The organism is Mycolicibacterium baixiangningiae (assembly GCF_016313185.1).
Classification (GTDB): Bacteria; Actinomycetota; Actinomycetes; order Mycobacteriales; family Mycobacteriaceae; genus Mycobacterium; species Mycobacterium baixiangningiae.
In genome coordinates this window covers 4,675,742-4,690,137 of sequence record NZ_CP066218.1, presented here as the reverse complement: position 1 = coordinate 4,690,137, position 14,396 = coordinate 4,675,742, and the positions used below count along the sequence as shown (strand labels likewise).

At 68.5% G+C, this 14,396-nt stretch carries 13 protein-coding genes; 8 read left to right on the top strand and 5 right to left on the bottom strand.

Translation table 11 applies throughout. From position 1 onward, the window contains the following. Complete coding sequence (locus I7X18_RS22145) at nucleotides 1-1,260, top strand: hypothetical protein (protein WP_193046132.1); 1,260 nt, start codon at nucleotides 1-3, stop codon at nucleotides 1,258-1,260. Between the two features lie 113 nt (nucleotides 1,261-1,373). Here I7X18_RS22145 and I7X18_RS22140 read toward each other — a convergent pair whose 3' ends face one another. Continuing rightward, nucleotides 1,374-2,414, bottom strand: a complete 1,041-nt coding sequence (locus I7X18_RS22140) for an LLM class F420-dependent oxidoreductase (RefSeq protein WP_193046131.1) — start codon at nucleotides 2,412-2,414, stop codon at nucleotides 1,374-1,376. Between the two features lie 36 nt (nucleotides 2,415-2,450). Beyond that, nucleotides 2,451-3,296: a dienelactone hydrolase family protein gene (locus I7X18_RS22135; protein WP_193046130.1), complete on the bottom strand. Its 846-nt coding sequence runs from the start codon at nucleotides 3,294-3,296 to the stop codon at nucleotides 2,451-2,453. 55 nt (nucleotides 3,297-3,351) lie between these two features. Here I7X18_RS22135 and glmS point away from each other — a divergent pair, with 55 nt between their 5' ends. After that, the gene (glmS, locus tag I7X18_RS22130; protein ID WP_193046129.1) at nucleotides 3,352-5,217 is read left to right on the top strand and encodes a glutamine--fructose-6-phosphate transaminase (isomerizing); all 1,866 of its coding nucleotides are present in this window, start codon (nucleotides 3,352-3,354) and stop codon (nucleotides 5,215-5,217) included. 10 nt (nucleotides 5,218-5,227) lie between these two features. On the opposite strand, the gene I7X18_RS22125 is transcribed toward glmS, so the two are convergent. Together I7X18_RS22125 and I7X18_RS22120 are read right to left on the bottom strand one after the other, a co-directional pair. Next, a complete protein-coding gene (locus tag I7X18_RS22125; protein WP_193046128.1) occupies nucleotides 5,228-5,662 on the bottom strand; it encodes an SRPBCC family protein in 435 nt (144 codons plus the stop codon). Further along, nucleotides 5,659-5,991 carry an ArsR/SmtB family transcription factor gene (locus I7X18_RS22120; protein WP_193046127.1) on the bottom strand — a complete coding sequence of 111 codons (333 nt, stop codon included), beginning with the start codon at nucleotides 5,989-5,991 and terminating at the stop codon, nucleotides 5,659-5,661. The genes I7X18_RS22125 and I7X18_RS22120 overlap by 4 nt, the downstream gene beginning before the upstream one ends. A gap of 82 nt (nucleotides 5,992-6,073) precedes the next feature. Between I7X18_RS22120 and I7X18_RS22115 the strand changes: the two genes are divergently transcribed. From I7X18_RS22115 to I7X18_RS22100, 4 genes are read left to right on the top strand one after another with little or no spacing between them, the layout of a single operon-like run. Next, a complete protein-coding gene (locus I7X18_RS22115) occupies nucleotides 6,074-6,769 on the top strand; it encodes a DUF899 domain-containing protein (protein WP_193046126.1) in 696 nt (231 codons plus the stop codon). Next, a complete protein-coding gene (locus I7X18_RS22110) occupies nucleotides 6,756-7,424 on the top strand; it encodes a maleylpyruvate isomerase family mycothiol-dependent enzyme (protein ID WP_232375301.1) in 669 nt (222 codons plus the stop codon). Before I7X18_RS22115 ends, I7X18_RS22110 begins: the two co-directional genes overlap by 14 nt. 41 nt (nucleotides 7,425-7,465) lie before the next feature. Then, the gene (locus tag I7X18_RS22105; RefSeq protein ID WP_193046124.1) at nucleotides 7,466-8,887 is read left to right on the top strand and encodes an NAD(P)H-hydrate dehydratase; all 1,422 of its coding nucleotides are present in this window, start codon (nucleotides 7,466-7,468) and stop codon (nucleotides 8,885-8,887) included. Nucleotides 8,888-8,907: 20 nt separating this feature from the next. After that, entirely contained in the window at nucleotides 8,908-10,293 is a 1,386-nt protein-coding gene (locus tag I7X18_RS22100) for a glutamate decarboxylase (protein ID WP_193046123.1), read from the top strand. Here the strand turns inward: I7X18_RS22100 and I7X18_RS22095 are convergent. Then, nucleotides 10,290-11,939, bottom strand: coding sequence for an HNH endonuclease signature motif containing protein (locus tag I7X18_RS22095; protein WP_226863523.1), 1,650 nt, complete (start codon nucleotides 11,937-11,939; stop codon nucleotides 10,290-10,292). The two genes, I7X18_RS22100 and I7X18_RS22095, sit on opposite strands and share 4 nt — an antisense overlap. Nucleotides 11,940-12,100: 161 nt before the next feature. On the opposite strand from I7X18_RS22095, the gene alr reads away from it, so the two are divergent. Together alr and I7X18_RS22085 are read left to right on the top strand one after the other, a co-directional pair. Next, nucleotides 12,101-13,252 carry an alanine racemase gene (gene alr, locus I7X18_RS22090; RefSeq protein ID WP_193046449.1) on the top strand — a complete coding sequence of 384 codons (1,152 nt, stop codon included), beginning with the start codon at nucleotides 12,101-12,103 and terminating at the stop codon, nucleotides 13,250-13,252. Continuing rightward, entirely contained in the window at nucleotides 13,249-14,358 is a 1,110-nt protein-coding gene (locus tag I7X18_RS22085; RefSeq protein WP_226863521.1) for an alpha/beta fold hydrolase, read from the top strand. Before alr ends, I7X18_RS22085 begins: the two co-directional genes overlap by 4 nt. The last annotated feature ends 38 nt before the right edge of the window (nucleotides 14,359-14,396 follow it).

Below are 14,396 nucleotides of genomic sequence, written 5' to 3'. Positions count from 1 at the left end.
GTGGCGGGGACCTTCGACGTCGCGGGCCGGCTGGCCGAAGGGCAGCCCGCCGTGGACGATTTCGCACGCTATACGTCGGCGTGTCAGTCGCTCGGGGTCTGCGGCCATGACCTGACCGCCCGGGTGGAGCAGGCCTACGCCACCGAAGCTGGGCTCGATCTGCATACGCTCGATGCGGACCATGCCGCCCTGCGCGCGGCGGTGGCGGCGGTGCGGGACGCGCAGCAGCTGCAGGACTCGCAGCTGAATGCGTTGAGCGCGGCGTGGACGGGGGCGGGGGCGGATGCCGCGGCCGAATTCCTGCGCCGGCACAGCGCGGCCTCGACGCAAGCGGTCACCGCACTGTCCGCCGCGGCAGAACAGGTGGGCGCGCTGCGGGACGAGCTGTGGCGGCTCGTGGATGCGAAGGTCGCGGCCGCGGAGGCGGTCGACGCGAGAACCGATGGGGTGCGCGGGGAGTGGCTGGCAGCCGCGGAGACCGTCCACACCGGAGTGGGCGACCGGGCCGCGGCGAGCGAGCTGGTCGACGCACAGGTCAAGCCGTTCGTCGTCCACGATGTCCGCGCGGAGTGGGTCGCCGCCATGGAGGCCGCCAGCGACGCGATAGCGCAGTGCTTCGACACCGCGACCACTGCGGTGAGAAGCGAAGGGTCGCCCCAGTTCCCCGAACCCGGCAATTCGTGGGCACCGGGACCCGCAACGGCACCGGCACCGGCGCCCGCGGTCGCTGCGCCACCCCTGCCCGCGACGCAGCCCGCGGCCGCAGCGCCGATGTCCGCGGCCGGATCACCCATGCCGTCGATGCCGTCGGCCGGAGCGCTGCCGGACATGGGCTCGGGGCTCTCCGGTCTTTCAGGGCTCTCGGGTCTCGGTCAGCAACTCGGCGAGGTGGTCGGTGGCCTGATGCCCACCGTCGGTGATGCGCTCGGCGAGCTGCCCGAGCCCGATGACCCCGAACTCGACGACGAGCTCGCAGAGGATGAGCTCGCAGAGGAAGAGGAAGACACCGAAGAAGAAGACACCGAAGAAGAGGAGGCCACCGAAGAAGAAGACACCGAAGAAGAGGAAGACACCGACGTGGGCGAGTCCGAGCCTGAGGAGCCCGCCGCGGTCGGCGAACCTGAGCCTGCCCCCGAGCCCCCGGCGCCAACTCCCGCTCCGGCGGCCCCGCTGGCCGCACCCGTTGCGCCCGCCCCGGAGCCGGCATCGGCGACACCGTGTGAGATCGCCGCCGACGAGGTGCCACAGGTCGGTGAATAGGCAGGTCTCTCAAAGAAGCTGCACTCGCGAGACTGCACTCACGCAGGCCCGCTCTCGCAGTTCTCCTGCATAGATGCAATCTCGCGCTACGGCCACCAGGTCGGCGGATGGCCTCAGGGCAGCAGCGCCGTGAGATCCTCGACGTAGCGCACGGATTCGCGCCGGTCGGCCGTGACCGGCTGCAGCAGCAGGGTGGTGGCGCCGGCTTCCGCGTAGGCGGCCAACCGTTCTTTTACGAAGCCCCTCGGCCCGATCAGCGATATCGAGCGCACGAGGTCGTCGGGTACGGCATCGATGGCCTCGGCCTTCTTCCCGGCCAGGTACAGGTCCTGGATCCGATCGGCGACCTCGCCGAAACCGTAGCGGGTGGCGAGGTTGTGGTAGAAGTTCTTGCCGCGCGCGCCCATACCGCCGATGTACAGCGCCAGTTGGGGTTTTACCCACGCCAACCGGTCGTCGACGTCGTCGCCGATGGCCAGCGCGGCGCTCACCATCACATCCAGCGGGCCGAGCTCGGGATCGCGTTTGGCGAAGCCCGCGCGCAGTGCGTCACCCCATACGGCGTCCGCGCGCTCGGGGTAGAAGAACACCGGCTGCCAGCCTTCGGCGATCTCAGCGGTCAGCTCTACGTTCTTTGGTCCCAGCGCGGCGATCGTGATCGGGATACGTTCGCGCACAGGATGATTGATCAGGTGCAGCGGTTTGCCCAATCCGGTGCCGCGGTCCGCGGGTAACGGGATCTGGTAGTGCCTGCCGTCGAATTCGACGTTCTCGCGACGCCAGATCGTGCGGCAGATCTCGACCACCTCGCGGGTGCGGCCCAGCGGGGCGTCGAACGGGACGCCGTGGAAACCCTCCATCACCTGCGGGCCGGAGGTGCCGATACCCAGCCGGAAGCGGCCGTCGGAGACGTAGTCCAGACCGGCCGCCGTCATCGCCAGCAGCGAGGGTGTCCGTACGTAGATCGGCACCACGCCCGAGCCGATCTCCATGCGCGAGGTCTTGGCGGCCAGGTAACCCAGTTGGCTGATCGCGTCGAACGAATAGGCCTCCGCCACCAGGGCGATGTCGACGCCCACCTTCTCGAGTTCGACGACGTCCTCGACGGCCTCGCGGAAGCCGCCCGCATAACTCAAGAAGATGCCAGTGCGCATGAAAGGGTTATACACCCAACCGGTTGGTTGGCCCAATCACGGTTTCAGTAGCGCGACGACCTTGTTCTCCAGATCGACGGAATCATCGGAGTGCGGATCCATCACGTCGGTCTTTGGCAGCACCGCCTCGGGATCGCTGAACTCGCGGTACTTCTTGTCACCGGTCAGTTCGTTCAGCAGATACCCGGTGAGTAAGGCACGAACGATCTTCTGAGTGCCTTTGTCCTCGCCCGGGAGTTTGACGGCCCGGGCCACCCGGCGGCCCTCGACGAGCCCGCCCGCGGTCACCTTGTGGACAGCCCGCAACGTCGCAGGCTTCCACGCCCGCGCCAGTTCGACGGCATTGGACCGTAGCGACATCGGATCACCGGGATCGGCCAGGATCAGCCCCGGAACCCGCAGTGACGCCGCCGGTTGCTCGGCGGGCGGCCGGGAGACGGTCGGGAAGAGCGCCGCTGCGGCCTGCAAACGATCCGGCATGCCTGCGGCGGTGAAGATGGCGGCCGATCCGCCGAATCCGTGCCCGGCGACCGCGAGTTTGGCCGGATGGACGCTGATTTTGCCCGGACCGAGCCGCACCCCGCTGATGATGTCCAACGTCGTGCCCAGGTCGAAGGCGAGATTGAGCACCGACGGTGCGATTCCGGTCTCGGTGTCGGGCGCCGCGGCCACGATGCCCCAGGACGCCAGGTGCTCGAGCGTGCCGCTGTAACGCAGCCCACTGGCCAGCCAATCGTGGCCGAACGCCACGCCGGGCAGGTTGAGACCCGTCTCCGGGGTGTACACGACACCGGGTAATCCGGCGAAGGCCAGGTCACCGCGCAGAACGCGATGCGGGCCGCGGCGGGTCAAAGCCTTGAACAGCTTCTTTGTGCTGGCCACCTGACGACCGTAGCTCACCGCTCCCGTCGCGGCTCTTGCACTACCCTGGTTCTCTATGTGTGGAATCGTCGGCTATGTCGGGCACCGTCCCGCCTGCGCCATCGTGGTCGACGCGTTGCACCGGATGGAATACCGCGGCTACGACTCGGCGGGCGTCGCGCTACTCGACGGACACGGCGGTATGACCGTGCACCGCCGCGCGGGCCGGCTGGCCAACCTCGGCGAGGTCCTCGAATGCTCCGCGCCGGAGACGCTGTCCGGATCCAGCGGTCTCGGCCACACCAGATGGGCGACGCACGGCAGGCCCACCGACCGCAATGCGCACCCACACCGCGACGCCGACGGCAAGATCGTCGTCGTCCACAACGGCATCATCGAGAACTACGCCCCGCTGCGTGAGGAACTCGAGACGGCCGGCGTCGAATTCGCCAGCGACACCGACAGCGAGGTCGCCGTCCACCTGGTCGGCCGTCAGTACCGCTACGGCGACACCGCGGGTGACTTCGCCGCGTCCGTGCTGGCCGTGCTGCGCCGCTTGGAGGGGCACTTCACTCTGGTGTTCGCCAACGCCGACGAACCGGGGACCATCATCGCCGCCCGCCGGTCGACCCCGCTCGTGCTCGGCATCGGCGACGGCGAGATGTTCGTCAGCTCCGACGTCGCGGCGTTCATCGAGCACACCCGCCACGCCGTCGAACTCGGGCAGGACCAGGCCGTCGTCGTGACCGCCGACGGCTACACCGTGACCGATTTCCACGGCAACACCGACGTGGACTTCCGCGAATTCCACATCGACTGGGATCTGTCGGCCGCTGAAAAGGGCGGCTACGAGTACTTCATGCTCAAGGAGATCGCCGAGCAGCCGGCGGCGGTGTCCGACACGCTGCTCGGGCACTTCATCGACGGCCGCATCGTGCTCGACGAGCAGCGGTTGAGCGATCAGGAACTGCGCGACATCGACAAGGTCTTCGTCGTGGCGTGCGGGACGGCCTACCACTCCGGTCTGCTTGCCAAGTACGCGATCGAACACTGGACGCGGCTGCCGGTCGAGGCCGAACTCGCCAGCGAGTTCCGCTACCGCGACCCGGTGCTGGACCGCAGCACGCTGGTGGTCGCGATCTCCCAGTCGGGCGAGACGGCCGACACCCTCGAAGCGGTGCGGCACGCCAAGAAGCAGAAGGCCAAGGTGCTGGCGATCTGCAACACCAACGGCAGTCAGATCCCGCGCGAAGCCGACGCGGTGCTCTACACCCGTGCCGGACCCGAGATCGGCGTCGCGGCGACCAAGACCTTCCTGGCCCAGATCGCCGCGAACTATCTCGTCGGGTTGGCGCTGGCCCAGGCCCGCGGCACCAAGTACCCCGACGAGGTGGCGCGGGAGTATCACGAGCTCGAGGCGATGCCGAACCTCGTCGCACAGGTGCTCAAGCAGCTCAACCCGATGGTCGAGTTGGCGCGGCGCTTCGCCGACAAGCCGACGATCCTGTTCCTCGGCCGCCACGTGGGCTATCCGGTGGCGCTCGAAGGTGCCCTCAAGCTCAAGGAACTGGCGTACATGCACGCCGAGGGCTTCGCGGCCGGCGAGCTCAAGCACGGCCCGATCGCGCTGATCGACGAAGACCTGCCGGTGATCGTCGTGATGCCGTCGCCCAAGGGTGCCTCGATGCTGCACGCGAAGATGCTGTCGAACATCCGGGAGATCCAGGCGCGCGGCGCGGTCACGATCGTGATCGCCGAGGAGGGTGACGACACCGTCCGGCCCTTCGCCGACCACATCTTCGAGATCCCGGCCACCACGACGCTGTTCCAGCCGCTGCTGTCGACGATTCCGCTGCAGGTGTTCGCCGCGGAGGTCGCCCGGGCGCGCGGATACGACGTCGACAAACCGCGCAACCTGGCCAAGTCGGTCACCGTCGAATAGTGGCCGACGCCTAGCGGGTGAACATGTCGGCGAGTTGATCGACGGTGAGTGTCCAGCCGCTGTGGAAGTTCTCGAATTCCGTTGGCGGAAGCAGGGTGTGCTCGATCGACATGAGCGTCTGGTCGTCCTCGACCGGCGTGAAGGTGACCTCGACGATGCTCTCCGCCGTCGGATCGGGCCAATCCGAATTGCTCCATGTGAAGCGCAGCAGGCGAGGACGGTCGATCTCGAGGAACTGTCCGGTGATCAGCACCCGGACGCCCACGTCGTCGACGTCGAAGCGCACGCGCCCGCCGACTTGGGGTTCGATGTCGACGTCGACGACCCGTGTCGGATGCGGGCACATCCACTCCGTCAGCGATTGCGGGTCGAGCCATTCGTCGAATACCTCGTCGGGCGGCGCGGGCATCACACGCTGCACCCGGACGGTTGTCGCCTCGGTCATCGCCCGCTCCGCTTCTGGCGCAGCCTCGCCGCCAACGCGTCGGCCCGGGTCGACCAGAACTCCGTCTGCTCATCCATCCACCGCGCGGCCATGGCCAGACCGTCCGGCCGCAGTGACAGCCAGTGTTCGCGTCCCCGCACCTCACGGGAGACCAGCCCCGCTGATTCGAGCACGCCGACGTGACGGGATACGCCGGCGAAGCTCATGGGGAGCGGCGCCGCGAGGTCGGTGATCCGCGCGTCTCCGTCGCGCAACGTCTCCAGCAACCTGCGGCGCGTGGGATCGGCGAGCGCGGCGTACGCCCGATCCAGCACCTGATCTTCAATCATGTTGTTGACTATAGCGACGCGTGTGTGGTGTGCTAACCGAAGTGACATTCAACTGATTTGTTTAATGTTTATGGAGGTTTCGATGCAGACACCACCGATCGTGTCCGCGCGCGAATGGGAGGACGCGCACCGGCAGATGCTCGTCAAGGAGAAGGAGATGACCCGCGCACGGGACGCGCTGGCCGCGATGCGCAGGCGGATGCCGTGGACGGCGGTGGAGGAGCCGTATGCGTTCGAGGGACCCGACGGGCCTGCGACCCTGCTGGATCTGTTCGACGGTCGCAGGCAGCTGATCGTCTACCGCGCCTTCGTCGAACCAGGTGTGCACGGGTGGCCCGACCACGGGTGTGTGGGGTGTTCGTTGATGGCTGACCACATCGGAAACCTCGCTCACCTCAACGCGCGCGACACCGCGCTCGTCTACGCCTCACGTGCGTCCCAGGCCGACCTGGCGCGGGTGACGACGCGGATGGGCTGGGACATCCCCTGGTACACGATCACCGACTCGTTCGACGCCGACTTCGGGTGCGACCAGTGGCATGGCACCAACGCCTTCATCCGCGACGGGGACCGGGTCTTCCGCACCTACTTCATCAACGACCGCGGTGACGAGACGTTCGTCAACACCTGGGCGTTCCTCGATATGACCGCGCTCGGCCGGCAGGAGACATGGGAGGACTCGCCGGAGGGTTATCCGCAGGAGCCGCCGTACGAATGGTGGCGCTGGCACGACGAATACGGTGCGCGTGCGGAAAGTGGCTGCTGTGTCGACCAGTGAGGCGCAGCGCAGCGCCGAGCTGTACCAGGAATCCCGCGAGCGGATCGTCGGGTTGCTCACGGCGCTCGACGAGGCCGGCTGGGACGCCGCGGCGCCGGCATGTCCCGGTTGGAGGGTGCGCGATGTGGTGAGCCACCTCGTGGCGGTCGCCGAGGAGTGGGTCGACGGGCGGCTGGCCGGAGTGCCGACCGACGAGCAGACGGCCGCACAGGTCGCCCGATTCCGGGGTGCTGGTACCACCGACGTGCTCGCCGCCTGGGCCGCGGCGGCGGGGGAGCTGGAGCGGCAGGCGCAGACCCGTGGGCTGGTCGCCCCGGTAGCTGACATCGTCAGCCACGAGCATGACATCCGCGGTGCCCTCGGCCGGCCGGGAGCGCGTGACTCCGCGGGCGTCCGCCACTCCTCCGAGCAGGTGCTCGACATCCTGCAGCCACCCGTCCCGCTACGGGTGATCGTCGAGGACAGCGAGTACCGCAGTGGCCCCGCCTCCGGTGACGAACTGCGTTTGCGGACTTCGCGATTCGAATCCCTGCGGTGGCGGACGGGGCGGCGCAGCCGCGCGCAACTGGCGGCGATGGACTGGTCCGCCGAACCAGGGCCGGTCCTCGACGCGCTCTACCTGTTCGGTCCCGCCACCGACGACGTCGTCGAGTAACCGCACCCGCGCTTACGGCCTGCCGACGTAGGCTGTGGCGGATGCGGCACTACTACAGCGCGGAGGCGATCCGCGACGCGGAAGCACCGTTGCTGCAGACCCTGCCCGATGGTGCCCTCATGCGCCGCGCCGCCTTCGGTCTGGCCACCGTGATCGCGCGCGAACTCGTGTCTCGCACGGGTGGTGTGGCCGGCAGGCAGGTCTGCGCGGTGGTGGGCTCGGGGGACAACGGAGGGGACGCGCTGTGGGCCGCGACCTTCCTGCGCAGGCGTGGGGCGGCGGCCACCGCGGTGTTGCTCAACCCGGACCGCGCGCACCCGAAGGCGCTCAGCGCGTTCCGCGCTTCGGGCGGGCGGGTAGTCAAAAGTGTTTCTGCGACAGCTGATCTCGTGATCGACGGTGTGGTCGGTATCTCCGGTTCCGGCCCGCTTCGGCCGGCCGCGGCTGAGGTGTTCACCGCCGTCGACGAGGCCGGGATTCCGGTGGTGGCCGTCGACATCCCCAGCGGCATCGACGTGCAGACCGGCGCCGCGGAGGGGCCTCATGTGCACGCCGCGCTGACCGTGACGTTCGGCGGGCTCAAACCCGCGCATGCGCTGGGGGAGTGCGGCCGCGTCGAACTCGTCGACATCGGTCTCGACCTGCCGCCGTCCGGCCTGCTCGGGATCGAGGCGGGCGACGTGCGGGCCCGGTGGCCGCGGCCCGGGCCGAAGGACGACAAGTACACCCAGGGTGTGACCGGCGTGATGGCCGGTTCATCCACCTATCCCGGGGCGGCGATCCTGTGCACCGGAGCGGCCGTCGCCGCCACCAGCGGTATGGTCCGGTATGTCGGAAGCGCTGCGGCGGAGGTGGTTTCGCACTGGCCCGAGGTCGTCGCCGCCCCCACAGCCGCGGCGGCGGGACGGGTGCAGTCCTGGGTCGTGGGCCCCGGGCTCGGCACGGACGAGGCGGGCGCGGCGGCGCTGTGTTTCGCCCTGGACACCGACCTGCCGGTGATCGTCGACGCCGACGGGCTCACGTTGCTGGCCGCCCACCCCGGCCTGGTTGCCGATCGCAGTGCGCCGACTGTGCTCACCCCGCACGCGGGGGAGTTCGCCCGATTGGCCGGATCGTCGCCGGGAGAAGACCGGGTCCGTTCGGCCCGCAGGCTGGCGGAGCAGTTCGGCGCGACCGTGCTGTTGAAGGGCAATGTCACCGTCGTCGCCGAACCGGACGGCCGGGCGTTTCTGAACCCGGCGGGTGGGGCGTGGGCGGCCACGGCCGGTTCGGGTGACGTGCTGTCCGGGATGATCGGCGCCCTGCTGGCCGCGGGCCTGCCCGCCGGTGAGGCGGCGGCGATGGCGGCGTTCGTACACGCCCATGCGGCGAACGCGTCCGCGGCCGACCCCGGACCGCGATCGGCGCCGACGTCGGCGTCGCGCATCCTCGCTCACATCCGTACCGCACTCGGCAGTATCTGACTCCGCGAAAGGCCGCAATCATGTCGCGTACACACAGTCACGTCTCACAGATCTCGCCCGCCTACACCGGCCGGATGGCGATGGCGCCGGTGCCGTCGCTGCGACTGCCCGATGAGGCGATGGATCCCCAGGCGGCCTATCGGTTCATTCATGACGAGTTGATGCTCGACGGCAGTTCGCGGCTCAACCTCGCGACGTTCGTCACCACGTGGATGGACCCCGAGGCCGAGAAGCTGATGGCCGAGACGTTCGACAAGAACATGATCGACAAGGACGAGTATCCGGCGACGGCGGCCATCGAGCAGCGCTGTGTGTGCATGGTGGCCGATCTCTTCCACGCCGAGGATCTGCGCGACGACGACCCTCACAGCGCGATCGGTGTGTCGACGATCGGATCGAGTGAGGCCGTCATGCTGGCCGGGCTGGCGCTGAAGTGGCGGTGGCGCCAACGCCTGGGCGGCGATGCGTGGAAGGGCCGCACGCCGAACTTGGTGATGGGCTCCAACGTGCAGGTGGTGTGGGAGAAGTTCTGCCGGTACTTCGACGTCGAGCCGCGCTACCTGCCCATGGAGGAGGGGCGCTATGTCATCACTCCGGAGCAGGTGCTCGACCAGGTCGACGAGGACACGATCGGGGTGGTGGCGATCCTGGGCACCACCTACACCGGTGAACTGGAGCCGATCGCGGAGATCTGCGCCGCGCTCGACAAACTGGCCGCCGACGGCGGAGTGGATGTGCCCGTGCACGTCGACGCGGCCAGCGGTGGTTTCGTGGTGCCGTTCATCCACCCGGATCTGGTGTGGGACTTCCGGTTGCCGCGCGTGGCGTCGATCAACGTCAGTGGCCACAAGTACGGGTTGACCTACCCGGGAATCGGTTTCGTGGTGTGGCGTAACGCCGAGCAACTGCCCGAGGAGTTGGTGTTCCGGGTCAACTACCTCGGCGGTGACATGCCTACGTTCACGCTGAACTTCTCCCGGCCGGGCAATCAGGTGGTCGGCCAGTACTACAACTTCCTGCGGCTGGGTCGCGGCGGCTACGCGCAGGTCATGCAGTCGCTGTCGCAGACCGCCCGGTGGCTGGGTGATGAGTTGCGTGGCGGCGAACACTTCGAGTTGATCAGCGATGGGTGGGCGATTCCGGTGGTCAGCTTCCGGCTCAAGGGCGATCCGGGTTACACCGAATTCGATGTGTCGCAGACGCTGCGCTCCTACGGCTGGCAGGTGCCGGCCTACACGATGCCCGAGGGCGCCGAAGACGTCACCGTGCTTCGCGTCGTGGTGCGCGAGGGCTTCTCTGCCGACCTGGCGCGCTCGCTGCGCGATGACATGGTCACCGTGCTCAAACACCTCGACGAACTCAAGCCCGGCGGCCACTTCAACGAGGTGCAGCCCTTCGCCCACTAGAACGGAGGAGGCTCGTTGCGTTCGGCGACGAGGTCGTCGTTGAGGCGGCGTTCGATTTCGATGCGGTAGGCGCGGTCTTTCGCGCGGCTGCGGCTGCGTCTGGGCATCTTGAGGCCGCTGTTGGCGGTGCGCTTTGTGGCGGTCGTTGCCGGGGCTGGTGCGGTGGGGATGCACAGGGTGGGGAAGAGCAGGGCGCTGCCGGGTTGGGTGGTGTAGGTCTGGCCGCTCGGGGAGGTCCAGATGACGGTGCCGTCGGGCAATTGCTCGTCATGCCAGCCGCCGATGCCGGCCCAAAAAGTCTTGAGCAAGTGATGTTTTCGGCAGAGGCATTTGAGGTTCGATGCGCATGTCGGGCCGGCTGGGTAGGGCACGGTGTGGTCGACGTCGCAGCGGTAGGCCGATACGTCGCACCCGGGGAAGCGGCAGGTCAGGTCACGGCAGCGCACGAAGTCGTCCAGCGCTGTCGAGGGACGGTGGCGGGGTTCGGGCGGAGCGTCGCCGGGGTGGGTGAGTTGGCGGATCTTCGCGCGGTTGAGGAAGGCGGGCAGCACCAGCGGGCTGAGGACGCTGGCGCCGAACACGAATGCCGGTGCGTGGGAGGTCGCCGGAGAAGCCTCGCCGGCCGCGTCGGCGGAGTCGTCCTGCACCGGGGCATCGGCGAGCGGTTCGGTCTCCACCGGCCTGCACTCAGCGTCGGTCGTATTGCCTGGGTCGGCGTCCGGCGGGGTGCTATCGGGCTCGTCCTCGGCAGGATCAACGGCCGGTCCCACTGGGACTTCGGCCTCCGCCTCGCCGTTCTGCGCGTCAGTGAGGGTGTCGTTAGTGGTGATGACGTGGATGATGACGTCTTTGGTGGGTCGCTCCTGGTCGGCGGCGGGGCAGTCGGGGTTGGCGCATTCGCAGCGCAGGCTGGTGCCGATGGCGATAGCGGCCAGGGCGTCGTTGCGGCGTTCCTTCATCGGGCGGGGGTCATCGGGGCACACCGAGTGGGCCATGTCGGTGACGCGTTGTTCGAAGGCGGCGCCGTCGGGGGCGTACATGCGCGCCCAGAGGGTCATGTAGCCGGCTTCATCACCCATGAAGCCGAATTCGACGTCGCGATCCTGCTCGGCGTTGCGGGTGCGGCGCAACGCCCCCGGGTCGTGGGTTTCGACGATGGCGTCGATGGCTTCGCGGGTTTTGTTCGCCGATTTGGGACCCCAGTGCAGGATGTGGGCGGCCAGGTCGGTGTCGACGGCGGCTCTGAGGTCGGGGTCGGTGATCAGGGCCGTGCGGGTCACGACCGCGCGGACGAGCAGGTCGTTGATCAGCCCTTGGGCGAACAGGGCGGCGACTTTGGGGAGGCGGTCGTTGAGCATGACGGCGCGGTGGGTTTGGAACATGGCCAGTGATTCGGTGATGTTCTGGGCTGCGGCGACTTCGCTGATCGCGGAGGCTTCGGGGTCGACGAACCAGTTGTGCCGGTCGACGGCGGCGTCCAGGCCGGTGCGGCGGCGGAACATTTCGGCCATGGCGGCGAGTCTGCGGGCGGCGGCGGCGGATTCCACGCGCGCCCAGCTCCCGGTCGCCAGGATCAGCTCCGCGTCACTCAACGCGGAGAAGTCGGCGATCTCGGGCAACGAGCCATCGAACATGCTTTCGATCATGGCAGGCGTGTACGACGTCCGAACGCCGCATCCGCAGCTTTGAGCTGTCCTGTGGATCAACTCGTCGCTGTGGACAAATACCCCCGGCGAAGGGCACCCAATTTGGTAGCTGTCGAACCCGGTGACGGGGTTCTGGGACAATTGGAGGTGGTGACATGACCATGCAGACAACTGAGACGACCACGACCCCCACCGCGCAGGCGGTCATCGACCTCGACGCGATCGCGCACAACGTCGGCGTCCTGCGCGAACGCGCCGGCGCCGCACAGGTGATGCCGGTGCTCAAGGCGGACGGATACGGGCACGGTGCCACCGAGGTGGCGAGGACGGTGCTGGCCGCGGGTGTGGCAGAGCTGGGTGTGGCCACGGTCAGCGAGGCGCTTGCGCTGCGGCGCGATGGGATCACCGCCCCTGTGCTGGCCTGGCTGCACGCACCCGGTACCGATTTCGCCCCTGCCCTGATGGCCGACGTGCAGCTCGCCGTGTCGTCCGTGCGTCAGCTGGGTGAGGTGCTCGACGCTGTGCGCCGGACCGGACGCACCGCCACCCTGACCGTGAAGGTCGACACCGGGCTGAGCCGCAACGGTGCCAGCCCCGCCGAGTACCCAGCGCTGCTCGAACGGCTGGGCCGTGCCCAAGCCGAGGACGCGGTGCGGGTCAAGGGCATCATGAGCCACCTGGCATGCGGTGACGAACCCGATCATCCGACCAATGACCGGCAGGCGCAGCGGCTGACCGACATGCGGCGCCAGGCCGCCGATGCCGGCGTGCGGTTCGACATGGCGCACCTGTGCAATTCGCCCGCGGCGATGACCCGCCCCGACCTCGCCTTCGACATGGTCCGCCCCGGCATCGCCGTCTACGGGCAGACCCCGATCCCGAGGTTCGGCGATATGGGCCTGCGGCCGGCGATGACGCTGAAATGCCCAGTGGCGCAGGTTCGTTCACTGCGATCGGGTGATGGGGTGTCCTACGGTCACACCTGGATCGCCGAGCGGGACACTACGGTGGCACTGCTCCCGATCGGATACGCCGACGGCGTGTACCGCACCCTCAGTGGCCGCCTGCAGGTGTTGATCAACGGCCGGTTGCGTCCGGGCGTCGGGCGGATCTGCATGGACCAGTTCGTCGTCGACCTCGGACCGGGGCCCGTCGACGTCACCGACGGCGACGAAGCCGTCCTCTTCGGCCCGGGCACCCACGGCGAGCCGACCGCCCAGGACTGGGCCGAGACGCTAGGCACGATCAACTACGAGATCGTCACCAGTCCGCGCGGTCGGGTGGTCCGCACGTACCGGCAGGAAAGCCGTTGAGCGACAACATTATCGGACGCCTTGGCCATGCCGGCTGGTTGGCCGGCGCGGCGGGGCTGGTGGCGGTCGGCTCCCTGGCGGGAGTGACGGTCGCCCGTTCCCTGACTCGCCGAGTAACCGACGAGGATCTTTACGAGACCGAGGATTTCGAGCTGCTCGACGCCGACCGCAGCTCCGTGGTCACCACCACCGACGGGGTGCCGCTGGCCGTCCGCGAGGTCGGCCCCGCCAACGCGCCGCTGACCGTCGTCTTCGCCCACGGTTTCTGTTTGCGCATGGGCGCCTTCCACTTCCAGCGTGCCCGCCTGTCCGAGCAGTGGGGCGAGCAGGTCCGGATGGTCTTCTACGACCAGCGTGGCCACGGCCAGTCCGGCGCGGCCTCACCGGACACCTACACCGTCACCCAGCTCGGCCAAGACCTCGAGGCGGTGCTGGCGGTGGTCGCCCCGCGCGGACCGGTGGTGCTGGTGGGCCATTCGATGGGCGGGATGACGGTGCTGTCGCACGCGCGGCAGTTCCCGGACCGCTATCCCACCCGCGTCGTCGGAGCCGCGATCATCTCCTCCGCCGCCGAGGGCGTGTACCGATCGCCCCTCGGGGAGATCCTGAAAAACCCGGCGTTGGAAGCGGTGCGCTTTGCGGCCCGCTATGCCCCTAGGACCGTGCACCGCACCCGCGGACTGGCCCGCGCGGTGATCGGCCCGATCCTGCGCGCCGCGTCCTACGGTGACGAGAAGGTCAGCCCGAGCGTTGTAGCGTTCTCCGAGAGGATGATGCACGACACGCCGATCGTCACCGTGGTCGAATTCCTGCATGCGCTCGAGGTGCACGACGAGACAGCGGCGCTGCCCACGCTGGTCAAGATCCCTACGCTGATCGCTTGCGGCGACCGTGATCTGCTCACCCCGAAGGAGTCCTCGCAGGAGATGGCCGCCGCGCTACCCAAGAGCGAACTCGTCATCGTCCCCGGCGCCGGCCATCTCGTGCAGCTCGAGCAGCCGGAGGAGATCGACGATGCGCTGGTGCGCCTGGTCGAGCGGGCCACCCCGTCCAAACTCGTCGCGTTGACACGGCGGCTGCGTGACCGGACGCGGTCCCGTGGTTGACCGGCAGAGCGGCACGGCCGAACTGGCCACCGCGCAGG